This is a genomic window from Falsiroseomonas sp. (assembly GCF_051859025.1).
In the GTDB taxonomy this organism is placed as follows: Bacteria; Pseudomonadota; Alphaproteobacteria; order Acetobacterales; family Acetobacteraceae; genus Falsiroseomonas.
Genome location: NZ_JBHYGL010000023.1, coordinates 333,790 through 358,979, shown reverse-complemented (window position 1 = coordinate 358,979; position 25,190 = coordinate 333,790). Strand labels below are relative to the sequence as shown.

At 74.5% G+C, this 25,190-nt stretch carries 6 protein-coding genes (1 of these 6 running past the window's edge); all 6 read left to right on the top strand.

The genetic code is table 11. From position 1 onward, the window contains the following. Tightly spaced (each overlapping or abutting the next), the 6 genes in view from ACTIE5_RS19685 to ACTIE5_RS19660 form a layout consistent with a single transcriptional unit that may run on beyond the window. Positions 1-2,631 carry the 3' portion of an amino acid adenylation domain-containing protein gene (locus ACTIE5_RS19685; RefSeq protein WP_439551418.1) on the top strand. 1,095 nt of this gene lie to the left of the window's left edge, so only the last 2,631 of its 3,726 coding nucleotides appear in the window; the start codon falls outside the window, past its left edge; the stop codon is at positions 2,629-2,631. Next, on the top strand, positions 2,628-8,324 hold the full coding sequence (locus tag ACTIE5_RS19680) for a beta-ketoacyl synthase N-terminal-like domain-containing protein (RefSeq protein WP_439551417.1): 5,697 nt from the start codon (positions 2,628-2,630) through the stop codon (positions 8,322-8,324). Before ACTIE5_RS19685 ends, ACTIE5_RS19680 begins: the two co-directional genes overlap by 4 nt. Beyond that, positions 8,321-17,797 carry an SDR family NAD(P)-dependent oxidoreductase gene (locus ACTIE5_RS19675; protein WP_439551416.1) on the top strand — a complete coding sequence of 3,159 codons (9,477 nt, stop codon included), beginning with the start codon at positions 8,321-8,323 and terminating at the stop codon, positions 17,795-17,797. Before ACTIE5_RS19680 ends, ACTIE5_RS19675 begins: the two co-directional genes overlap by 4 nt. Beyond that, positions 17,784-23,831, top strand: a complete 6,048-nt coding sequence (locus ACTIE5_RS19670) for a type I polyketide synthase (RefSeq protein WP_439551415.1) — start codon at positions 17,784-17,786, stop codon at positions 23,829-23,831. The genes ACTIE5_RS19675 and ACTIE5_RS19670 overlap by 14 nt, the downstream gene beginning before the upstream one ends. After that, entirely contained in the window at positions 23,824-24,297 is a 474-nt protein-coding gene (locus ACTIE5_RS19665; protein ID WP_439551414.1) for a hypothetical protein, read from the top strand. Before ACTIE5_RS19670 ends, ACTIE5_RS19665 begins: the two co-directional genes overlap by 8 nt. Further along, positions 24,294-25,190, top strand: coding sequence for an SAM-dependent methyltransferase (locus ACTIE5_RS19660; RefSeq protein ID WP_439551413.1), 897 nt, complete (start codon positions 24,294-24,296; stop codon positions 25,188-25,190). The genes ACTIE5_RS19665 and ACTIE5_RS19660 overlap by 4 nt, the downstream gene beginning before the upstream one ends.

Sequence of the window (25,190 nt, the reverse complement as noted above, 5' to 3'; positions counted from 1 at the left end):
GACCATGCCTCGATGAGCGGCGTGGCCGTGCTGCGGGAAATCCGGCGCCTGAGGCCGGAGGCTGCCGCGGTCCCCGTCGTCTTCACCTCCACCATCGGCCATCCCTCCCTTGGCGGCGCCACCTCGCCCCTCGCCTGGCTGGGCGAGACGGTCTTCGCCGTGACGCAGACGCCCCAGGTCGTCCTGGACCATCATGTGTTCGAGGAAACGGGCGCGCTCATCCTCGGCTGGGATGCGGTGGAAGCCGCCTTCCCGCCCGGCGTGCTGGATGCGATGGTCAGCGCCCATGCCGACCTGCTGGCCGCGCTGCTGACGGAAGCAGGCTGGGACCGTGACGCCAGCGCCTGCCGTCCCGCCCAGCCGCGCGCCGCCCTCCTCCCCGCCACGCCGCCGCGCCTGCTGCACACGGCGCTGGAGGAAGCGGCCCGCGCCATGCCCGACCGGCCCGCCGTGATCGATGGCGAAGTCACGCTGGACCACGTCACGCTGCATGGCGCCGCCGGCCATCTCGCGGTCCGCCTCCACGCGCGCCTGGGCGGGGCGACGCGAGACCGTCTGGTCGCGATCGTGCTGCCCAAGGGCTGGCGGCAGGTCGTGGCCGTGCTCGCCGTGCTGAAGGCCGGCGCCGCCTATCTGCCCGTGGACCCCGCCCTGCCCGCGGAACGGCGCCGCCACCTGATCGCGCAGGGGGAGGCCCTGCCGATCGAGGACGCGGCCGAGATCGACGAAGCCCTGGCCGCCGCGCGCCAGGGCGCCGCGCCCGCGCTGCCGGTGGTCGAGGATCCGTCGCGCCTCGCCTACGTCATCTACACCTCCGGCTCCACCGGCCAGCCCAAGGGGGTGATGATCGAGCATCAGGCCGCCGTCGCGACGGTGGCGGAGATCAATCGCCGCTGGGCCATCGGGACGGAGGATCGCGCCTTCGGCCTTTCCGCGCTGGGCTTCGATCTTTCCGTCTGGGACATCTTCGGCCCGCTGGCGGCAGGCGGCGCGCTGGTCCTGCCGCCGCCGGACGCCGCGCGCGATCCCGCCGCCTGGTCCGCGCTGCTGGCCCGCCATCGCGTCACGGTCTGGAACAGCGTGCCCGCGCTGATGGCGATGCAGATGGAACACGGCCTGCCACCGGGCCATGCGCTGCGCCTGGTGATGATGTCCGGCGACTGGGTGCCGATCGAACTCGTCCGGCGCCTGCAGGATGCGATGCCGGGCACGGCGCTGGTCGCGCTTGGCGGCGCCACGGAAGCGGCGATCTGGTCCAATGCGCATGAGGTCGCGGCACTCGATCCCGCCTGGCCCAGCATTCCCTACGGCCTGCCGCTCGCCGGCCAGATGCTGCATGTCGTCGATGCCCGCGGCGCGCCATGCCCGGACTGGGTGACGGGCGAGATCGAGATTGCCGGCGCCGGCCTCGCCCGCGGCTATTGGCGCGATCCGGTCCGAACGGCGGAGCGCTTCGTCACCAATCCCTTCACCGGCGAACGCCGCTACCGCACCGGCGATCTCGGCCGCTTCCGTCCGCATGGCAACGCTTGCGGCCCCACGCCCATCGAATTCCTCGGCCGCGAGGATTTCCAGGTGAAGATCCAGGGTTACCGGATCGAACTGGGCGAGATCGAGGCCGCTCTGGAAAACCATCCCGAAGTGGCCGCGGGCTGCGCGACGGTAGTGGACGGCCCCGGCGGCAAGGCGCTGCACGCCTTCGTGGCGCCCCGGCGCGAGTCGTGGGACCGCGCGCGGCGCGTGCTGTCGAAGCCCGGCCTCCGCCGCATCGATGCGCCGCGCCTGGCCCTGCCCCATCGCGCCCCGGCGGAAAGCTACGATGCACGCCGCAGCGTGCGCCGCTTCACCGATGCGCCCGTCCCGCCCGGGGCGCTGGATGCGCTGGTCGCCGCGGCCGGCATGCCGGTCACGGTGCTGGCGCGCCCCGCGCCTGGTGCCACCTGGCCCGCCATCGACATCCCCGACCCCGTCACCGCCCGAATTGCCCAGGCCGCCGGCGCGCTGCTGCTGCTGGACGCGCCGCGCAGCCGAAGCGCGCTGCTCGCCGCCGGGCGGGCCGGGCAACGCCTGATGGTGGCGGCGGAATCGCTCGGCCTCGGCCTCTGCGCCATCGGCCTGCTGCGCCGGGATGGCGCGCCGGTGCTGCACGCCTTCGCCTGCGGCATCCCGGCGACCGAGGTTTCGGGCGTCGATCTCGCAGGCATGCTGCGCGAACACTGCGCCGCGGTGCTGCCCGCCTACATGGTGCCGCGGCACCTGCATCTGCTGGAATCGCTGCCGCTCAGCGCCAACGGCAAGGTGGACCGCGCGGCCCTCAAGCCGCCGACCGCTGAGGCCGCTGCCCCTGCCGGCGCGCTGGAAGCCGGCGTCGCCGCGCTGGTCGCCGAAGCGCTCGGCCAGCCCGTGCATCCGCAGCGCAACCTCTTCGATGCGGGTGCGACCTCGCTGCACATGGTCCGCCTGCAGCGCCTGCTGGCGGACCGCATGGGCAGCCGCCTGACGGTGGTGGACCTGTTCCGCCTGCCCAGCATCACCGCCCTGGCCACCGCCCTGGCCGGGGAGGCAGGGGAGAGCGCCGTGCAGGGGGGGCTGGACCGTGCCGCCCGCCGCCGCGCGGCCCAGCGCCGATGACCGGCATCGGCATGGGCGGCCCAGCGCCGATGACCGGCATCGCCATCATCGGCATGGCCGGCCGCTTCCCCGGTGCGCCGGACCTCGCCGGCCTCTGGTCCCTGCTGGAAAACGGGCGGGAGGGCATCACGCGCCTCGACCGCGCCGCGCTGCTGGCGGAAGGCGTCCCCGCCGCCACCATCGATGATCCGCGCTACGTCCCCGCCGCCGCGGCGCTGGAGGGGATCGACCGCTTCGACGCCACCTTCTGGGGCATCGCGCCGCATGAAGCCGCGCTGATGGACCCGCAGCAGCGCATCCTGCTGGAGGTCGCCTGGCATGCGCTGGAAGACGCGCATTGCGATCCCCGCCGCACCGATGCGCAGATCGGCGTCTTCATCGGCTCCGCCATCAGCACCTACCTGCTGTTCCGCCTGCGCGCGCAGATCGAGGGCCCGAGCCGCGCCGGCCAGCTCCTCGCCATGGCCGGCAACGACAAGGACTATGCCGCGACGCAGCTCGCCTATCGGCTGGACCTGAAAGGCCCCGCCATCGCGGTGCAGACCGCCTGCTCCTCCTCCCTCGTCGCCATCCACCTGGCCTGCCAGAGCCTGCTGTCCGGCGAATGCGACATCGCCATCGCGGGCGGCGTCAGCATCCGCGTGCCCCACCAGGTAGGCTACCGGCATGAGGAAGGCGGCATGCTGTCCCCGGACGGACACTGCCGGAGCTTCGCGGAAGGCGCCGCCGGCACGGTCTTCGGCAGCGGCTGCGGGCTGGTGGTGCTGCGGCGGGCGGAGGATGCGGGCCAGGACCGCATCCGCGCCCTCATCCTCGGCACCGCCGTCAACAATGACGGCAGCAGCAAGGTCGGCTTCGCGGCACCCAGCCAGGACCGCCAGGCCGCCGTGATCGCGGAAGCGATGGCTGTCGCCGGCGTCAGCCCCGCCGATATCGGCCATGTCGAGGGCCATGGCACCGGCACCCCGATCGGCGATCCGATCGAGGTGGCGGCACTCTCCGCCGCCTTTCGCGGCGCGGCGCCGGGCAGCGTGGCGCTCGGCAGCCTGAAAAGCGCCATCGGCCATACCGAGACCGCCGCCGGCGTCGCGGGCCTCATCAAGACCGTGCTGATGCTGGAACGCGGTATCATCGCGCCGACGCTGCACGCGGCCGAACCCTCCCGCCGCATTGCCTGGGCGGAGACGCCCTTCCGCCTGGCCACGACGCTGCGGCCCTGGACGGAACGGCGGATCGGCGCCGTCAGCTCCTTCGGCATCGGCGGCACCAACGCGCATGCCGTGATCGCGGCCGCGCCCGCCCGCGGCCGTGTCGCGCGCCAGGCGAGCCCGCGCCTCATCCTCTCAGCGCGGGACGGGACGGCGCTGGAAACGCTGCGCGCCGCCTATGCGGCGCGCCTTGCCGAACCCGGCGCCGATTTCGCCGCCATCGCCGCGGCCGCCGCGCGCCGGCCGCGCCTGCCGATGACCCTGGTGGCCGACAGCGCGGCGGCCCTGGCCGCCGCGGTGCCGAGCCGCGACCCACCGCCCGAACCCCCGCCCGCCACGGGTGTGCCGGTGGACCTCCCGCCCTACCCCTTCCAGCGCCGCCGCCACTGGGCCGCGACGCCCCGCCTCGGCGCGCCCATCGCGCTTCCATCCGGGGAGACGCTGCGCATCGCAACGCCGGAGCCGTGGATGCGGCAGCATGTGGTGGACGGCATTCCCCTGCTGCCCGGCGCCTGGCACCTGGCGCTGCTGGCGGAGGCCGGCGCCGCCAGCGTGACGGATCTGGCCTTCACCGCGCCCCTGCCGCTGGACGAAGCGCAGACGATCCAGCTGTGGCGGGATGAAGATGGCCGTTTCCGCGTGATGGCGGAGGTCGCCGGCGCCTGGCGCCAGGTCGCGGAGGCACGGGCCGCGCCGGCCGCCCCGCCCGGCGCCCCCTTCGACGTCACGCCCACTACGCTTGAGGATGGCGCCACCTGGGCGGCGGGCCTCGCGCAGGCCGGCCTGGTCTTCGGCCCCGCCTTCCGCCCGATCCTCCGCCTCGGCCGCGAAGGCCGCGCCGCGATGGCGGAAATCGACGAGGATGTTGAAGAAGTAGCGATCCTCGATGCGGGGTTGCAGACGCTGGGCGCCGCCGTCCGCGATGCCGCCCTCGGCTTCCGGCCCGCCGCCATCGCCCGCTTCGCCCGCCACGCGGCCCTTGATGGCTGCCGCCGCATCCTCGCCCGCCTCACGGACGAAACGGCGGAGGGCAAGATCGGCGACGTCCTCTGGCTCGATGCCGCCGGCGCCGTGCTGGCGGAAGCGCGCGGGGTGGAGTGCCGCCGTGCCGTCGCCAGCGCCGCCGGCCTGGTGTTCACCCTGGGCTGGCGTGAGGCCGCCGACCCCGTCCTGACCGCCCCACATGAGGCGCTGGAACGCTTCGCCGCGCGGTTCATCCGGGATGGCCTGGCCGCTGTGCCGCAGCCGGCGCGCCCGGCGCTGACCGCGTTGCTGACGCCCCATGCGGCAGCCGCAGAGGCGACCGGCGATCCCGCCGAGGGCTGCGCTGACCTGGCGCGGCAATTCCCCGCCCAGTCCGCGGAAATCGCGCTGGTCGCGTGCTGCGGCGCGGCCCTGCCCGATGTGCTGGCCGGGCGGCAGGATCCGCTCGCTTTGCTGTTCGGCGAAGGCGCGCCCGATGGCGCCTATCGCGAAAGCCCGCTGGCCCGACACCTCAATGCCATGGCCGCCGCCGTGGCGCGCGGCGCGCGCCGTGTCATCGAGATCGGCGGCGGCACCGGCGCCACCACCGCCGCGCTGCGCGCGGCGCTGCCGCAGGCGGAATACCTGTTCACCGATATCGGCGCCGGCTTCCTTGATGCCGCCGCGCGCCGCTTCGGCGTCGCCACCGCGCGGCTCGACATCAGCACCGATCCCACCGCGCAGGGCATCACGCCGGCAGCGCATGACCTCGTGGTCGCCGCCAATGTCCTGCATGCCGCGCCGGATCTGCGTGCGGCCATCCGCCACGCCGTCGCCCTGCTCGCCCCCGGCGGCCGGCTGCTGCTGGTGGAAGGCACGGGCCCGCTGGCGCGGCTCGACCTCACCTTCGGCCTGACGGAGGGCTGGACCCACCGCACCGACCACGACCTCCGCCCCGACCACCCGCTGCTGCCAGCCGCGAGCTGGTGCGATCTGCTGCGGGAAGCGGGGCTGGAGAACCCGGTCGTCGTCACCGAACTCGGCGGGCAGGTGGTCATCACCGCCACCAGCGGCGCCCTGCCCTGGCACAGGCTGGCGCCAGGCATGGCCCTCCCGGCGGAACCGATCACCGGAATCATCGCCGCCGCACCCATGCCACCCAAAGACCTCGCCGCCCTGGCCGATGCGCTCGCGGCTCGGCCGGAGGCACCGCGCCTGCTGTTGGCGACGCGGCTGGCGGAAGCGGTCACCGGCGAGGTGCCTGATCCCGATGCCGCCGCGCTGGGCGGCCTGCTGCGGACACTGGCCCGCGAATACCCCTCCCTCGCCGCCCGCGCCGTCGACCTTGATGGCATCGGCGACGATGCAGCGCTGGCGGTCGAATGTGCCCTGGCGGATGGCGAGGATCGGGTCGCCTGGCGTGGCGGCCAGCGCCACCTGGCGCGGCTGTCCCGCCCCCGGCCCGCCGCCATCGCCGGGCCGGCCGTACTGACCGCTTCCCTTGACCTCGCGCCGCTCGATCCGCCACCGCCCGGTCCCGGGCAGGTGCTGGTGCGGGTGCGCGCCGCCGGGATCAACTTCAAGGACGCGCTGGCGGCGGCCGGCCATGTGCCGGCGGTGGGCCCGGGCCTTGGCGGCGAAGCGGCCGGGGAGGTCGTGGCCGTCGGAGAGGGCGTGCCGGGCCTGCGGCCGGGCGATGCCGTGCTGGCCGTAGCGCCGGGCGCGTTGGCCACGCACCTTATCGCCGATGCGCGGCTGGTGCTGCCGCTGCCGCGATCCCTGACCTTCGCGGAGGCCGCCGCGCTCCCCATCGCGGGCGTGACCGCCTGGCATGCGCTGCGCCACCTGGCGCCGCTGCGGCCGGGCATGCGCGTGCTGATCCACGCCGCCACCGGCGGTGTCGGCAGCATCGCCCTGCGCCTGGCCCGGGCCGCCGGCGCCACCATCGTCGCGACCGCCGGCAGCGAATCGCGCCGCGCCTTGCTGCGCGCGGGGGGCATCACGGAGGTACTGGATTCCCGCGCCGCCGGATTTGGTGACATCGCCCCGGTCGATGTCGTCCTCGGCGCGCTGCCCGCGGCGCTGCGCGATGCGGCGCTGGATCGCCTGCGTCCCGGCGGCTGCTATGTCGAGATCGGGCGCATCGGCATTGCAACCGGGGAGACGGTCGCGGCGCGGCGGCCCGACATCGCCTATCACATCGTGGCACTGGACCAGGTGGAGGCCCCGGTCTTCGCCGCGCTGCTGCGGGAATTGCTGGCAGCGGTGGAAACCGATCCGTCGCTGCTGCCCCCCATGACGGCCCTGCCGCTATCCGCCGCGCCTGGGGCACTGCAATCGATGTTGCGCGCCGAACACCGCGGCAAGCTGGTCGCCATCCCCGACCTGCCGCACCGCATCCGTGGCGACCGCAGCTACCTCGTCACCGGCGCCACCGGCGGCCTCGGCCCCGCCATCGTCGAATGGCTCCGCCACCGCGGCGCGGGCGGCGTGCTGCGCCTGGCGCGCCGCGGCGATGCGGCGTCGGACCTGGTGACCGGGGATGTGACGGACCCCGCCGCCCTGGCCGCCGTCACGGCCCGGGCAGCCACGCTTGGCCTGCCGCCCATCGGCGGCGTCATCCATGCCGCGGGGCTACTGGAGGATGGGCTGGCGGTGCAACTCCGGCCTAGTGCCTTCGCCCGCGTGGCCGCGCCCAAGGGTGGCGGCTTGGCGGCGATCCGGCGGGAATGGCCGCGGCTCGACCTGCTGGTCGGCTTCTCCTCCGCCGGCGCGCTGTTCGGCTCCTCCGGCCAGGCCGCCCATACCGCAGCCAGCGCCGCGATGGATGCCGCGCTCCGCGCGGCCTGGGCGGAAGGGATCGGCGCCGTCGCCGTGGATTGGGGCGCCTGGCGCGGCATCGGCGCGGCGGCTGCCCGCGGCGTCGACCTCGCCGAGGCCGGCATGGGCGATTTCAGCCCGGCCGAAGCCTTCGCGGCGCTCGACCTGATCCTCGCCCAGGGCCTGCCCCAGGCTGCCGTGCTGCCGCTGCGGCCGGACGCGCTGCGCAGGGCCGGCGTGCCGCCCCTGCTGCGGGACCTGCTCGATGCACCCGCCGCGCCGGAAGCCCCGCGCCCTGCCACCACGGAACCCGTGCCAGATGTCGCGCCGGAGGACCGCCGCGCCTGGCTGCGGGACCGGATCGCCGCGGAATGCGCGGGCCTGCTCTCCGTGACCGGGCCCATCGATCCGCGCCGGCCCTTGCAGGAATACGGCCTCGACAGCCTTGGCTCGCTCGAACTCCGCAATCGGCTCGGCCGCATCGCCGGCGCTTCGCTGCCCGCGACGCTGCTGTTCAACCATCCCAGCATCGCGGCCATCGCGGACCGCCTGGCCGTGACGCGTTTTGGCCTGGCTGCCGAAGCAGCACCCGCTAAGCCTGAGGCAGCCGCGACGCCCGATGACCTCGCCACCGCAACGGAGGAAGACCTGGACGCCGCCCTGGCCGGCTTCGCGGCCCTGCTGGGGGAGGAGACGCCATGAGCGCCGACCGCCAGGTGAAGGAACAGGCCGTCCGCCTGCTGCAGCGGATGCAGGAAAGGCTGGACGCGTCCGAGGCCCGCTTCCGCGCGCCCATCGCCATCATCGGCATGGGCTGCCGCTTCCCGGGCGCGGAGGGCGCCGACGAATTCTGGACCCTGCTGGCCGAGGGCCGGAACGCCGTGTGCCCGGTACCTGCTGACCGCTGGGCCGCCCCCGCCACGGGCGGCACGGCGCAGGGTGGTTTCCTCGATGACATAGACCTGTTCGACGCCGCCTTCTTCGGCATCGCGCCGCGCGAGGCCGCGGCCATGGACCCGCAGCAGCGGTTGGTTCTGGAAGCCGCCTGGCGCGCCCTCGAACACGCCGGTATCGCGCCGGACCGGCTGGAGGGCACGCGCACCGGCGTCTATCTCGGCTGCTGCACGGCCGACTACGCCCGCATCGGCGACCCAGCCGCGATGTCGGAGGAAGGCTATGCCGCCACCGGCGGCGCGCCCGGCGTCGCGGCCGGGCGGCTTGCCTATCTGCTCGGCCTGCAAGGCCCGGCGCTGGTGGTGGACACCGCCTGCTCTTCCTCCCTCGTCGCCACGCACCTGGCCGTGCAGGCGCTGCGGGCTGGCGAGTGTTCGCTGGCCCTCGCCGGCGGCGTGAACCTCACCCTGTTGCCCTGGGGGGCGGCGACGCTCGACCGGCTGCACATGCTCTCCCCCGACGGCCAGTGCCGCGCCTTCGACGAAGCGGCCAACGGCTTCGTCCGCGCGGAGGGCTGCGGCGTGCTGGTGCTGAAGCGCCTGGCGGATGCGCTGGCGGATGGCGACCGCGTGCTGGCGGTGATCCGCGGCAGCGCCGTGAACCAGGATGGCCGCAGCGCCGGCCTGACGGCCCCGAACGGCCCGGCGCAGGAGGCCGTGATCCGCGCGGCGCTCGACAATGCCGGGCTCAAGCCCGCGGAGGTCGATGCCATCGAGGCGCATGGCACCGGCACGACCCTCGGCGACCCGATCGAGATGCAGGCGCTGCGCAGCGTCTTCGGGGGCGCGCGGCTGGCACCGCTGCGCGTCGGTTCCGTCAAGACGAATATCGGCCATGCCGAGGGTGCGGCGGGGGTCGCGGGGCTGGTGAAGGCAGCGCTGATGCTGCGCCACCAGGCGGTGGTGCCGAGCCTGCATTTCACGCGCCTCAACCCGCATATCGACCTCGGCGATGCCGCGATCGAGATCCCGGTCGCCACCGCGTCCACGCCGCTGAAGCGCGTCGGCGTCAGCAGCTTCGGCTTCTCCGGCACCAACGCGCATCTGATCCTGGAAGCCGCACCGGAAGCGCCCGCCCGCGCCATCGCCCCGGCCGAGGCGCCCCGCCTGCTGCTGAGCGCCCGCACGCCAGACGCGCTGCGCGCCATGGCGGCTGAGACACGGACGAAACTGCACGACGGCGCCTTCACCTTTGCCGATGCCTGCCACACCGCCGCGGTGGCGCGCCCGCGCCTGCCCTGGTGGATCATCGCCGACAGCGCTGAGAACCTCGCTTCCGCCGAGCCCTCCGACGCCCCCATCCCCGACCTGCCCGCACCGCCGGGCCGGCGCGTGGACCTGCCCGGCCATCGCTTCGACCGCCAGCGCTTCTGGCTGGATGAGGCCGAGATGCTGCCCGGCCGCCGCCTGCCCCAAGCCGGCCCCGCCCCGGTGTTCGAGGCGCGGCTGATGCCCGGCGCCCGCCTGCTGGCGGACCATCGCGTCCGCGGCACCGCCCTGCTGCCCGCCGCGGACATGCTGGAACGCCTGCGCAGCGCGGCGGAAGCCTCGGGCCAGGGCAATGCGCTGGCGGACATCACGCTGGATCGGGCCCTGCCCGTCGCCGTGCCGCGCCTGGTGCAGGTCGTGGCCGGGGACGAACTCGGCCTGTTCGCCCAAGCCGGCGCGGGTTGGGACCGCCATGCGACGGCCCGCGCCGCCACCGCCGATGGCCTGCCCGACCAGAAGCTGCCAGCCCTCCACGCCACCTGTGCGGAACCAGTGGACCCCACGGCCTTCCATGCCTGGCTCGCCGAGGCCGGCATCGAATTCGGCTCGCATTTCCGCTGCATCGTCGGGCTCTGGCGTGGCCAGGGCCAGGCGCTGGCGAAACTCTCCGCCGCCCCCTTCCCGGTACTGCTGGACGCCGCGCTGCGGACCGCCGGGGCCATCGCCTTCGGCAGCAGCGGCGCGCCCCGCCTGCCCGCCGGCGCCGCGCGCTACGCCCGCGCCGCGCGCGCGCCCGGCGCCGAAAGCTGGGCGCACGCCGTCATCACCAGCGATTCCGGCGGCGTCACCACCGCGGATATCTGCCTGCTGGATACCGACGGTACCGTGCTGGCGCGGGTGGAGGGGCTGCGCCTTGCAGGCGCGCCCGAAGCCTGGCGCGGCTGGTGCCACGCCATCACCTGGACGCCCCGTCCCGACCCCCGCGCGCAACTAGCGGCCCAGACCGCGGGGCTGGAGGATCCCGCCCGCCGCCTGGCGCTGGAAGCAGCCGCCACCCGCCACGCTTGCGCCGCCATCGCCGCCGTGACGGCGGAGGAGGTCGTGCCCCGCCACCGCCGCCTCTTCGACCACCTCGCCCGCCTCGCCGCCCGCAACCTGCCGGACGCGCCCCCGCTGCCGGAGGCAGCACCTGGCATCGCGCTGCCTGAGGCGCCGCCGGAGGCCGCGCTGCTGGATCGCTGCGGCGCCGCCCTGCCCGATGTGCTGCGCGGCCTGGCCGACCCGGTGAAGCTGCTGTTCGAAGGCGATGGCGCCGAACAGGTCTATCGCGACAGCCCCGCCTACGCCGCCGCCAACCAGGTCCTGGCCGTGCTGGCGGAGGCCGCCGCCCCGCCCACCGGCCGGCTGCGCGTGCTGGAGATCGGCGCCGGCACCGGCGCCACCGCCACGGCCGTGCTCGCGGCGCTCGATGCCGCCCGCATCGACTACTGGTTCACCGATATCGGCCGGTCGCTGGTGGAACGCGCCCGCGGCCGCATTCCCGCCCAGCACTTCGCCGTGCTGGACATCGAGGCTGATCCGATCGCGCAGGGAATGCCCGAAGCCGGCTTCGACCTGGTGATCGCCGCCAATGTCCTGCATGCCACGCGGGACCTGGAAGCCGCGCTCCGCCATGCCGCGCGACTCCTCGCCCCCGATGGCCGGCTGCTGCTGCTGGAAACCGATCCCGAAGGACTGCCTGGAGATGCGACACCCGGCGGCTGGGTCGATCTCGTCTTCGGGCTGACAGAGGGCTGGTGGAGATTCGCCGACCCCACGCTCCGCCCCGATCATCCCCTGCTGTCCCGCCAGGCCTGGCTCTCGCTGCTGGGCCGCCTGGGGCTGGAGGTCACGGCCATCCGGGGCCTGCCCGGCAACACCCTGCTGGTCGCCCGCCAGGCGGCGGAGGCCTTGACCCTCACCGATCCCGGCGGCCCCGCCGCGGATCGCTGCGCCGGCCTGCTCGCCCGCATCCAGGCGCTGCAGCCGGGACAGCGGCGCATCACGCTCCGCACCAGCGGCGCCATGGGCGCCGATCCCGCCGGCGCCGCCCTGTGGGGCATGATGCGGACGCTGCGGCAGGAACGGCCGGAACTCGACATCCGCCTTGTGGACGGGGATGGCGATGCGCCGCCCGCCCTGCTGCTGGCGGAGCCGGAACTGGTGCTACGGGACGGCGCCCTTCTTGTCCCGCGCCTCGGCCAGGCCGCCGATGGCCCTCCCGCCAGCATCGATCCGGAAGGGCCCATCCTCGTCACCGGCGCTTTCGGTGGCCTCGGCCGCTTCGCCACCGAATGGCTGGCCAGGCGCGGCGCGCGCCGCTTGGTGCTGGCAGGCCGCCGCATGCCCGAAGACCCTGCGTGGGTGCAGGCGCTGCGCGATGCCGGCGTCGCGGTCACGCTGGAGGCCTGTGACCTGGCGGATGCCGCTGCCCGCGCGGCGCTGATCGCACGCCTGCCCGCGCTGCGCGGCATCGTCCATGCCGCCGGAACGCTGGCCGATGCCACGCTCGCCCAGGCCAGCGCCGCCGATTTCGCCACCACCCTGGCACCGAAATTCGAAGCCGCGCGCGACCTGGACGCCGCCTTCCCCGACCTCGACTTCTTCCTGCTCTTCTCCTCCGCCGTCGCGCTGTTCGGCCAGGCGGGCCAGGCCGCGCATGTGGCGGCCAGTTGTGCGATCGATGCCCTGGCCACCGCCCGGCGTGCCCGCGGCGGCCGCGCCACCAGCCTCGGCTTCGGCCTCTGGCGCGATATCGGCTCGCAGGCCGGGAACGCTGCCCTGGTCGCCCGCCTCGGCGCCCAAGGCCTCGGCACCATCCCGTCGGAGGCCGGGGAGGCGCTGCTCGACTGGGCCCTCGCCACGCCCGAAGCCGCCAGCGCCATCCTGCCGATCGACCGCCCCCGCTTCCTCGCGAGTTTCGAGGCGATGCGCCCGCCTTCCTCCTTGCGCGGCTGGCAGGCGCCGGAACCGGCCGCCACGCCGGTCAGCCCCGCTGCCGAGGCGCCTGCCGCCGCCGGCCTCGCGGACCTCATCGCCGCGGAAGCCGCCGCCGTGCTCGGCCTGGCGCTGGGCCAGGCGCTGGACCGGCGCGCCAACCTCTTCGAACTCGGCCTCGACAGCCTGATGGCGGTGGAACTCCGCAACCGCCTGCAATCGCGCCTCGGCCGCGGCGCCCTCAGCGCCACGCTGCTCTTCGACCACAGCAGCGTCGCCGCGCTCACCGCCCATCTCGGCGATGCGCCCGCCGCGGCGCAGGCCGCCCCGCGCGCCACGGCCAGCGACGACCCCATCGCCATCATCGGCATGGGCTGCCGCTTCCCCGCGGGCGGGGAGGATCCGGACGCCTTCTGGCAGGCGCTGGCGGAAGGGCGGGACGGCATCGTCGCGCGCCCGGAAGGCCGCAGCCTCGGCCCGCAGGACACCGATGGCCCGCAAGCCGGCTACCTGCCCGATGTCGCGGGCTTCGATCCACTCGCCTTCGGCATCGCCCCGCGCGAGGCCCCCTTCATGGACCCGCAGCACCGCCTGCTGCTGGAAGTCGCCTGGGAAGCGTTGGAGGATGCGCTGCTGCCGCCCGACACGCTGACGGGCAGCAACACCGGCGTGTTCGTGGGCCTGTGCAACTACGACTACGCCCAACTGGCCGCCCATGCGGAAGGGGGCGAGGCCTTTGCCGGCACGGGCGGCGCGCCCAGCATCGCGGCGGGCCGCATCGCCTATCTCCTCGGACTCAACGGCCCGGCGCTGGTGCTGGATACCGCCTGCTCCTCCTCCCTCGTCGCGCTGCACCTGGCAGTGCAGGCGATCAGGCGCGGCGAATGCGGCATGGCACTGGCGGGGGGCGTGAACCTGGCGCTGGGCAGCGGCACCACCAGCGCCTTGCAGGGGCTTTCGATGCTGGCGCCGGATGCGCGCTGCAAGGCCTTCGATGCCCGCGCCGATGGCTTCGTCCGCGCCGATGGCTGCGGCGTGGTGGTGCTGAAGCGGCTGTCGGAGGCGACGGCCGCGGGCGACCGTATCCTGGCCATCATCCGCGGCACGGCGGTCAACCAGGATGGCCGCAGCAGCGGCCTCACCGCGCCATCCGGCGCCGCGCAGGAAGGCGTGATCCGCGCCGCGCTGGCCGATGCCGGCCTGCCCCCCGATGCCATCGACGCGATCGAGGCCCATGGCACCGGCACCGCCCTCGGCGACCCGATCGAGATGCACGCGCTCCGCAACGTCTTCGGCCCGGATCGCGGCCGCCCGCTGATGGTGGGCTCCGTGAAGACCAATATCGGCCATGCCGAGGCCGCGGCCGGCATCGCGGGCCTCATCAAGGCGGTGCAGATGCTGCGCCATGGCCAGGTGCCGCCGAGCCTGCATTTCGGCACGCTGAACCCGCATATCGACCTCGGCGGCGCCGATCTCCGCGTGCCCACTTCCCTGGCGCCGGCGGCCCTGCGCCACATGGGCGTCAGTTCCTTCGGCTTCTCCGGCACCAATGCGCATGCAGTGCTGGAAGCGCCCCCTGCGTCGCCGCCCGGCCCACCGCCGACAACCACGCCGCGCCTGCTGCTCACAGCCCGCAGCGAGGCCGGGCTGCGCCGCCTCATCGCCGCCTGCCGGGCCCGCCTGGCGGAGGGCGCCGATTTCGCAGCCCTCTGCGCCAGCGCCGCCACGGGCCGGACGCGCCACGCCTGGTGGGTGCTGGCCGAGGCGCCGGAGGCCCTGGCCACCGCCACGCCCAGCAACGCCCCGCACCCGAACCTGCCGCCGCAATCCGGCGCCCGCATCGCCCTGCCGCTGACGCCCTGGGACCGCCAGCGCCACTGGGCCACCCCGGCCCGCGCCACCCCGCCCGCCCGCGCCCACCCCCTGCTCGGCCGTCGCCTGCGATCCCAGCGCGGCCAGCGGCTGTTCGAGGCCGAGTTCTCGTCGACGCCTCCCGCCTGGCTGGCCGACCACGCCCTGGCCGGCCGCGTCGTCCTGCCGGCCACCGCCATGGTGGAGATGATGCTCTCCGCCCTGCCGCCCGGGGCGCCCGCGGTGCTGGAGGACGTGACCTTCGACCGCCTCCTCGCCCCCGCCGAGACGCCGGTGGTGCAGACGATGCATGACGGCGGCGCCCTCACCCTCGCCGCCGCCGCCGAGGACCCCGACGCGCCCTTCATCTCCGTCGCGACCGCCCGCGCCGGCGCCCTCTCCGACGCGCCGGTGACGTCCCTGGTGGATGCCCGCGCCCGCTGCCCGCGCGCCATGGATGTCGCCGCGCTCTACGCCCGCTTCGCCGAAGCCGGCCTCGCCTATGGCCCGGCCTTCCGGGGCCTCCGCGCCCTGTGGGCCGGCGATGGAGAGGCGGTGGCCGAACTCGGGGACAGCCAGGCCGGCTATCGCCTCGATCCCCGAGTACTGGACGCCGCCTGGCAGGCTCTGGCCGCGACGCTGCCCGAAGGCAGCCGGGATGCGCTGGTGCCGAAGGGCCTGGCCCGCCTGGTCCTGTTCGGCGGCACACCCCGCTTCGCCGTGCTCCGCCTCTCCGCGCCGGACCGCGCGGAGGTCGCGCTGCTGGATGCCACCGGCTCCCCCGTCGCGCTGTGCGAGGGCCTGGCCCTCGCCGTCTCCCGCCGGGGCGCCGTAGTGCAGGAAACGGCCTGGCGGGCGGTGCCGGGCGGCACGGAAACCCCCGCCTGGATCGACCTGCGGGCCGAAACGGATGCCGTCGCTGCCAGTTGGCGCGTGCTGGAAGCCGCCCGCGCCGCGCCTGCCCGCCTCGCGGTGCTGACCACGCTGGAGGCAGGCGCGGCCCAGGCGGCACTGGCCGGGCTGATCCCCACCCTGGCGCTGGAACACCCCGAACTCCGGCCCGTGCTGCTGGACCTGCCCGCTGGCGCCACGCCGCCCCCGATCCCCGCCGAATGCCCGCCCGTGCTGACGCTCCGCGACGGCGCGCTGCTGGCGCGGGAATTGGCAACACGCCCCACCCCGTCCCCGCCCCCCGCCCCCTTCCTGCTGGCGCGAGGCGCTGATGCGTCGCTGGAGGCACTGCGCTGGGACCGCACGGCGCCGCCGCTGCCGGAACCCGGCCAGGTGGTGATCGAGGTCGCCGCCACCGGCATCAATTTCCGGGACGTGATGAACCTGCTCGGCGTCTATCCCGGCGATGGAGGTGCCCCCGGCGTGGAATGTGCGGGCCGCGTCGCCGCGGTCGGTGATGGCGTTTCGAGCTTCGCGCCCGGCGATGCCGTGCTGGCCATCGCGCCTGGCTGCTTCGCCAGCCATGTCAGCGCCGATGCGCGCCTGGTGCGCGCGCTGCCGGACGGCATGGGCTTCGCGGAGGCCGCGGCCCAGCCCGTCGCCTGGCTCACCGCGCGCCTCGCGCTGCTGGAAGTCGCGCGGCTATCCCCCGGCCAGCGCGTGCTGGTCCATGCGGCGACGGGTGGCGTCGGCATGGCGGCGGTCGCCGTCGCGCGGGCCGCCGGCGCGGTGGTGGTCGCCACCGCCGGCAGCCCGGAAAAGCGCGCGCGCCTCGCCGCCCTTGGCATCGCGGAGGTGCATGACAGCCGCGGCCTCGGCTTCGCCAGCGCTGCCCCCGTCGATGTGGTGCTCAACAGCCTAACGGGCCCCGCCATCCCCACGGGCCTCGGCCTGCTAAAGCCCGGCGGCGTCTTCCTCGAGATCGGCAAGGCGGAGATCTGGGACACCGCCCGCATCGACGCGATCCGCCCGGATATCCGCTACCGCCCCGTGGCGCTCGACAGCCTCATCCTCTCCAACCCCGCCCGCGTCGGCGACATGCTGGCGACGCTCTGCGAGGATCTGGCACAGGGCCTGCCGCCCCTGCCCGTGGAACGCTGGCCGTTCGCGGAGGTGACGCCCGCGCTCCGTCGCATCCAGGCCGCGCGGCATGTCGGCAAGCTGGTGCTGGCGCGCAGCCTGTTCCGGGCCGACGCCACCTACCTCCTCACCGGCGGCACCGGCGCGCTGGGCCGGCACCTGGCGCGCTGGCTGGTGGCGAATGGCGCCCGCCACCTGGTGCTGCTGGCGCGCCGCCCGGCGGAGGTGACGATCGACGGTGCGACCATCCGCACAATCGCGGCCGACATCGCCGATGCCGCCGGGCTGCGGCGCGCACTCTCCGGTCTCAAGCACCCGCTGCGCGGCATCTTCCACCTCGCCGGCGCGCTGCATGACGCCACGGCGGAACGGCTGGACCGCGAACGGCTCGCCACCGCCTTCCCGGCCAAGGTGGCGGGGGCGGAGGCGCTGGACCGCATCGCATCCGCCCATCCCATCGAGCATTTCGTGATGTTCGGATCGCTTGCCGCCCTGCATGGCTCCGCCGGCCAAGCCAACTACGCCGCCGCCAACGCCGCCCTTGCCGCCATCGCGCAGCGTCGCCGCGCCCGGGGCGAACCGGCACTGCTGGTCCATTGGGGGGCCTGGCAGGGGGACGGCATGGCCCAGGGGGGCGTTGGCCGCGCCGGCCTGTCGCCAGACACCGCCCTGGCCGCGCTGGATTCCGCCCTCTCCGCCGGCCTGGCAGAGGTCGCGATCTCCGCCGCCGCCGCCGGCGCCCCCCCGCCCCGCCTGGCGTTGCAGGAGAAGCTGGCCGCCGCCATCGGCAGCGCGAAGCGGGATGCGCTGGCGGATGCGGTGGCGGAGGCCGTCAGCCGCATCCTCGGCCTCGGCGACATGCCGCTGGACAGCGCGCGGCCCCTGGCGGAACTCGGCCTGGACAGCCTGATGGCCGTCGAACTCCGCAACACCCTCTCCGCCGCCATCGGCAAGCCGCTCCGCGCCTCCCTCGTCTTCGACCACCCGAGTGCGGAGGCGCTGGTGGCGCATCTCGCCGCCGAACTCGGCCTGGGTGTCGCCCCGCGCCCCGCCGAAGCCCCACCGCCTGCCCCGCCACCCCCGCCCCTTGCCGACAGCACCGAAGACGACGCCCTGCTGCTGCTGGAACGGAAGCTCGCCCATGCCGGGTACTGACCCCACAGCGCGGGAGGCGAATGCCGTCCGCCGCGCGCTTTCGATGATCCAGGACCTGGAAGCGAAGCTGGATGCCGCCGGCCGCGCCGCGCGCGAACCCGTCGCGGTGATCGGCATCGGCTGCCGCTTCCCCGGCGGCGCGGAAGGCCCTGATGCCTACTGGCGTCTTCTATCCACCGCCCGCGACGCCGTGACGGAAGTGCCGCCCGATCGCTGGGACGCGGCCGCCCTGTTCGATGCCGATCCGGACGCGCCCGGCCGCGCCAGCAGCCGCTGGGGCGCCTTCATCGAGGGGATCGACCGCTTCGACGCCGCCCTTTTCGGCATCTCCCGGCGGGAGGCCGAGGCGATGGACCCCCAGCACCGCCTGCTGCTGGAGAATGCCTGGGCCGCGCTGGAGGATGCCGGCATCGCGCCGGATCGCCTCTCGGGCCAGGCGATGGGCGTCTTCGTCGGCCTCAGCACCGCGGATTACGGCACGCTGCTGGGCCGCCAGCGGGACCTCGGCTGGATCGACGCCTATGCCAGCCTCGGCAATGCGCCTTCCATCGCCGCGGGGCGCATCGCCTATGCGCTCGGCACCCAGGGGCCGACCATGGTGGTGGATACGGCGTGTTCATCGTCGCTGGTGGCCACGCATCTCGCGGTGCGCGCGCTGCGCAGCGGGGAATGCCGCGTGGCGCTGGCGGCGGGGGTGAATGCGACGCTGTCGCCGGAACTCACCATCGGCTTCTCCAAGGCGCACATGCTGGCCGGCGATGGGCGCTGCAAGCCCTTCGATGCGGCCGCCGATGGCTATGTCCGTGGCGAGGGCTGCGGCGTCGTCGTCCTCAAGCGCCTGTCGGATGCGCTGGCTGCCGGCGATCGTGTGCTCGCCGTCATCCATGGCAGCGCGGTGAACCAGGATGGCCGCAGCGCCGGCCTCACAGCTCCCTCCGGCCCCGCGCAGGAAGCCGTGCTGCGCGCCGCCCTCGCCGATGCATCGCTGGCGCCATCGGACATCGATGCCATCGAGGCCCATGGCACCGGCACCGCCCTTGGCGATCCCATCGAGATGCATGCGCTCCGCAGCGTCTTCGCCGGCGACCGCGCGCGGCCTTTGTCGGTAGGGTCTGCAAAAACCAATATCGGCCATACCGAGGCCGCCGCCGGCATCGCCGGCCTCATCAAGGCCGTCCTCATGCTCCGCCACCAGGCGGTCGCCCCCAACCTCCACTTCACCCGCCTCAACCCGCATATCGACCTCGCCGGCGCCAGCATCGAAGTGCCGACGCGGCTCGAACCCACGCCGCTCCGCCATATCGGCGTCAGCTCCTTCGGCTTCTCCGGCACCAACGCCCACATCATCCTCGGCGCCGCGCCCGAGACGGCGACGGCCGCCGACCCCCGCCCCACGCATGTCCTGCCGATCAGCGCCCGCGATCCAGCCGCGCTGACGGCGCTCCTCGCCCGCTGGCAGAATGCGCTCGCGGCCCCCGGCGCCGACTTGCCGGCGCTGGCCCGCACCGCCGCCACCGGCCGCGCCGCCCTGCCCCGCCGCATCGCCGTCACCGCCCGCGACGCCCCCACCGCCGCCGAGGCACTGTCCAGGGCCGAGCCCACCAGCGCCGGCCGCCCGCGCATCGCCTTCCTCGTCACCGGCCAGGGCTCCGCCTTCCCCGGCATGGCCCGCGGCCTGGCCGAGATCGCCCCCGTCTTCCACCGCGTGCTCGATCGCTGCGACGCCGTCATGGGCCTGCCCGCGCCGCTGTCCCGCCTGTTCGAGGATGGCGCCGCCCTGGCCCGTGCCGACATCGCCCAGCCCGCCCTCTTCGCGCTCTCCGCCGGCCTCGGCGCGCTGTGGCGCAGCTGGGGGGTGGAGCCCGTGGCGCTGCTCGGCCACAGCCTCGGCGAATACGCCGCCGCGCACCTCGCTGGCGTGCTGACCTTGGAGGACGCCGCCCGCCTCGTCGCCGCCCGCGGCCGCCTGACCCAGGCCCTGCCCGAGGGCGGCGCCATGGCCGCTGTGCTGGGGCCCAACCCGCGTGCAGCGCTCGCCCGCCATCCCGCGCTGGAACTGTCAGGCGAGAACGGGCCGGAGGCCATCACCGTGGCCGGCCCGCAGGCCGCCATCGCCGCGCTGCTGGACGATCCCGCGCTCACCGCCTCGGGGCTGGAGGCGAGGCCGCTCGCCGTCTCCCACGCCTTCCATTCCCGCCTGCTCGACCCGATGCTGGATGCGCTGGAAGCGGAGGCCCGCGCCATCCCGCACCGGCCGCCCGCCATCCCCGTCATCGGCAACCTCGCCGGTACTGTCGTGCCGCGCCATGACGCCGCCTATTGGCGCGCCCATGCCCGCCAACCCGTGCGCTTCGCGCAGGGGCTCGCCACGCTGGCGGCGATGGGCGTGACGCATGCCGTGGAACTCGGCGCCATGCCGGTGCTGTCGGGCCTGGCGCGCAACGCCCTGCCCGCGCTGGTCGCGCTGCCGTCGCTGGCCCGCGCGCGGCAAGGCCAGGACGGCTCGACACTCGGCTGGACGACGGCGATGCAGAGCCTCGCCCGGCTCTGGCAGGACGGCGCCGAGATCGACTGGCCCGCCTTCCACCAACCCTACAAGACGCGCACCACATCAGCGCCAACATACCCGTTCCAGCGCCAGCGATTCTGGTTCGCGCAGACAGCGCAAGAGCTTCTTGGCAAGACGATCGACCTCGCCACCGGCACGCGCCTCAGCCGCGCGCGCTTCGACACGCAGCGCCTGCCCTTCCTGGCGGATCATGTCGTGATGGGCGACGTCATCGTACCCGGCGCCAGCCATGTCGTCGCCATGCTGGCGGCTAGCGGCGGCACCGCGCTGCGCGACATCATCTTCGCCGCGCCCTTCAAGCTGCCCGCCACCGGCTGCGCCGTGCAGGTGCTGGTGGAGGGCGACCAGGTCTCCCTCCACGCCGATGCCGGCGGCGCCTGGACGCGCCACGCCGCCGCCACCCTCTCCCCCACGCCGCCTGCCCCCGCGGCCCAGGACCCCAACGCCCTTGCCACCCGCGGGACGGAGGAGGAAGGCGGCGCCGCTTCCCTCCACGCCATGCTGGCGGAACGCGGCATCGCCCTCGGCCCCACCTTCCGCGGCATCCACCGGGTCTTTCGCGGCCAGGGGGAGGCGATCGTCGATGTCGCCCTGCCGGACGGCACGCCCGCCATCGCGCCGCTGCACCCCGCGCTGCTGGATGCCTGTTTCCAGGCGCTGGGCGCCACCTTCAGCGGCCAGGGGGAAGCCGGCGCCTTCCTGCCCCTCGCCATCGATGCCGTCGCCCTCCACCGGCACCATGCGGGCCCCGTCCGCGCCTGGGTCCGCGCCCGGCCCGCCACCGGCGGCGGCGTCGCCACCGGCGATGTCGAGGTCATGGACCCCAACGGCAATCCGGTGATGACCGTCACCGGCCTCACCATCCGCCGCATCGAGGCCGGGCCCGCCGCCGATCCCGCCGACCGCTGGACCTATGAAGTCGAGTGGGTCGCCCAATCACCGGAATGGCGCGTCCCGCCCCTCGGCGAGGCCGCCGTCCGCGCCGGCGCGGCCACCGCCCCAGCCGAGGAACCCGGCTTCGCGGAGGCGCTGGAATCCCTCGCCGCCGGCTACGCCGCCAGGGCGCACACCCAGGTCCCCGCCGCCGCCGTCACCCCCGCCCTCGCCCGCCTGCACCAGCATCTGCCCCGGATGGCCGAGGGCGCCGCGGCGGACCCCGACGCACTCGCCGCCGTCCTGGCCGCGCGCCACGGCGACCGCATGGAAATCGCCCTCGCCCGCCGCGCCGGCGCCGCCCTGCCGGCGGTGCTGCGCGGGGAGGCGGATGCGCTGGCCGCAATCTTCGGCGATGGCGGCTCCATCTACGCCGACCCGCCCTTCGCGCGGATGCTGAACGCCATGCTCGTCGCCGCCGTGGCGGAAGCGGTCGCCGCGCTGCCGGAAGGCCGCAAGCTCCGCCTGCTGGAAATCGGCGCCGGCACCGGGGCGCTGGTCGCGGGGCTGCACCAGGCCGGGCTGGCGGATCGCCTGGCCATCACCTTCACCGACATTTCCGCCGGTTTCCTCGATGCGGCGGCAGCGCGGTTCGGTGCGGCCATCGCCGCTGCGCTGCCGCTCGACATCGAACGCGCGCCGGACTCGCAGGGCTTCACGCCGGGCAGCTTCGACCTGGTCGTCGCCAGCAACGTCCTGCATGCCACGCGGGACATCCGCGAGAGCCTGCGCCACGCCGCGTCCCTGCTGGCGCCGGGCGGCGCGCTGCTGCTGCTGGAAGCCTGCCGGCGGAGCAACTGGGCCGACCTTGTCTTCGGCTCCACCCCGGGTTGGTGGCGCTTCGGGGATACGGGCCTGCGCACCGATCACCCCCTGCTGGCCCCGGATGCGTGGCAGACCATCCTGGCCGAGTTCTTCGACGCCGTGGACCTGGTTCCCGCCCCGGGCGGCACACAGGCCGTCGCCATCGCCCGCGGGCCCCGGCCCGCCCGCCCGATCCGCGCCATCGAAGCCAGCGGCAGCGATGCGCTCACCCTCGCCACCCAGGCCCTAGCCGCCGCGCAGGACGCCGCCCGCGAAACCCTGCCCCCCGCGCTGCACATGGTCACGCATGGCGCGCAGCCCGCCGGCGGCCCCGTCACGCAACCCGCCCAGGCCGCGCTCATCGGCCTCGGCCGCGTCATCGCGCTGGAGCATCCCGAACTCGAAGCCCGCCTGCTCGACATCCCGCCCGGCGACACGCCGCCGCCCCCGCCGGAGGGCGAACGCGAAGCCGCCTGGCGGGATGGCGCCTGGCATGTGCCACGGCTGAAACGCGTCACGCTGCTGCCAGGGCCAGGCTTCGCCACATCCGGCACGCACCTCGTCACCGGCGGTCTCGGCGGCCTCGGCCCGCTGCTGGCGGCCTGGCTGCTGGACCGGGGCGCCGAATGCGTGGTGCTGATGGCCCGCCGGGCGCATGAAGGCCCGGCCCTGCCGCCGGGATGCACGGTGATGCAGGGCGATGTCGCGGATCCCGCCGCCGTCCGGCGCATCATCGCCGCCATCGATGCGGCATTGCCCCCGCTTCGCGGCGTCTTCCACCTGGCCGGCAGCCTCAGCGACGGCGCCATCCTGCGACTGTCGCGGGACGACCTCGCGAAGGTCTTCGCCGCCAAGGTCGATGGCGCCCTCAACCTGGAAGCCGCGACCATCGGCCGGCCGCTCGATGCCTTCGCGCTGTTCGGCTCCTCCGCGGGCCTGATCGGCAATGCCGGCCAGGGCGCGCATGCCGCGGCCAATGCCGTGCTCGGCGCCATGGCCCATGCCCGCCAGGCGCGCGGCCTGCCTGGCCTCTGCATCGACTGGGGCGCCTGGGGGGAGGCCGGTGCCGTCGCCGCCACCCCGGCAGGCGCCCGCCTGACCGCCGCCGGTGCCGCGCTGATGGCGCCGAGGGATGCCCTGCAGGCGCTGGGCCGTGCCATCGCCTCCGGCAGGGCGCGCCTGCTGGTCGCCGCCATCGACTGGCCCCGCTTCCTGGCCGGCTATGGCGCCGCCGTGCCCGGCTTCTTCGCCGCCGTCGCACCACCGCGCGCCGCGCCACCCCGCCAGGCAAAGGCTGGCCAGACCACGGCCGGCGCCGATCCCCGCGCCCGCCGCGCGGCGCTCGGCGCCTTCATCGCGGCGGAGGCCGCGCGCGTGCTGCGCGTCGGTGCCGGGGAGTACCTGGCGCCCGATCTTCCCCTCAGCGATGCGGGGCTCGACAGCCTCATGGCCCTCGAACTCCGCAAGGGGATCGGCGATGGCCTCGGCCTGACGCTGCCGGCCACCCTGCTGTTCAGCTACCCGACGGTGGAGGCGCTGGAAGCGCATCTGGCCGGCCTGCTCGGCCTCGACACCCCCGCGCCCAAAGCTACGCCCCGCGCGCCCCCGCCGCCGCCGCCGCCGGACGATCAGATCGAGGCCAGCGTCATGCGCATGTCGGAGGATGAGATGATGGCGCTCATCGCCCAGGAATTCACCCTGGCGATGGAGGAGGGCGGCCGTGGCTGACCTCTCCACCGACAGCCTCGGCCGCCTGCTCGGCGTGCTGGCAAGCCGAGCAGGCGTGCTGCCGAAATATCGCTATGCCTCCGCCGGCACGCTCTATCCCGTGCAGGCCTATCTCTCCCTGCCTGCGCCAGGCGTGGATGGCCTGCCGCCGGGCTGCCACTACCACGATCCGGAGGCCCATGCCCTCGCCCCCGTCTCCGACCATCCCGCGGGCGACGTGCCCCTGCTGCTGCTCATCGCCAGGATGGCCGCGATCGAGCCCGTCTATGGCGCCCTTTCGGAGGATTTCTGCATGCTCGAGGCTGGCTACATGACCGCGGCGCTGGAAGACGCGGCCGCCGAGGCAGGCCTGGCGCTGGAGGATGCCGGCGATCCCGCTGGCTGGGACCGCAATGCGCTCGATGCCGCGCTGGCGCTCGATGCCACCCACGCCCCCCTCCTCGCGCTCCGGATCTCCGCCCGATGAGCACCGCCATCCCCGCCCGCGGCAGGCTGCGCGAAGCGCTCGACTACCTCCTGTGGTTCTACACCCCCTTCAAGCGCATGAGCGCGCGGGACATCTACGAACTCGTCTCCACCCATTCCTTCAGCAAGCGCGGCCTCTACCTCAACCTCGGCTACTGGCGCGATGCGGCGACGATCGACGAGGCCTGCGAGGCCATGGCGATGCTGGTGGCGGAAAGCGCGGGCGTCGCGCCCGGCCAGGATGTCGTCGATGTCGGCTTCGGCTTCGCGGACCAGGACATGCTGTGGATGCAGCGCCTGGCGCCGCGGTCCATCACCGGGCTGAACGTCACGACATCCCAGGTCCTGACAGGCCAGAAGCGCGTGGCGGAAGCGGGCATGGCGGACCGCATCACGCTGATGGAGGCCTCCGCCACCGCCATGCCGCTGCCCGATGCCAGCGCGGATGCCGTGCTGGGCGTGGAATGCGCCTTCCACTTCGACACGCGGGAACAGTTCTTCGGGGAGGCGATGCGCGTGCTGCGCCCCGGCGGCCGCATCTCACTCGCCGATGTCATCCGCAACGACCCGGAACCTGCCGGCTTCGGGCGCCGGATGCAGGACTTCAACTGGAAGTTCTTCATGCAGAAATACGCGGTGCCGGAAGCGAATTCGGATGACCGCGCCAGCTACGCCGCGAAGCTCCGCGCCGCCGGCTTCACCGATGTGGAGGTCCGCTCCATCCGCCACGAAGTCTATCCCGGACTGCACCGCTTCATGGCAACGGATCCGGACATGCTGAAGCGCTTCCACCCGATCGCGCGCATGCCCTACAAGCTGTCGCTGCGCTTCAGCCCCGACAAGGTCTACAGCGCCTACGACTACATCCTCGCCACCGCGCGGAAGCCCGGCTGA

Coding starts and splice junctions, on each gene's coding strand:
- ACTIE5_RS19680 (WP_439551417.1), top strand. CDS start 2,628: ATGACCGGCATCGGCATGGGCGGCCCAGCGCCGATGACCGGCATCGCC.
- ACTIE5_RS19675 (WP_439551416.1), top strand. CDS start 8,321: ATGAGCGCCGACCGCCAGGTGAAGGAACAGGCCGTCCGCCTGCTGCAG.
- ACTIE5_RS19670 (WP_439551415.1), top strand. CDS start 17,784: ATGCCGGGTACTGACCCCACAGCGCGGGAGGCGAATGCCGTCCGCCGC.
- ACTIE5_RS19660 (WP_439551413.1), top strand. CDS start 24,294: ATGAGCACCGCCATCCCCGCCCGCGGCAGGCTGCGCGAAGCGCTCGAC.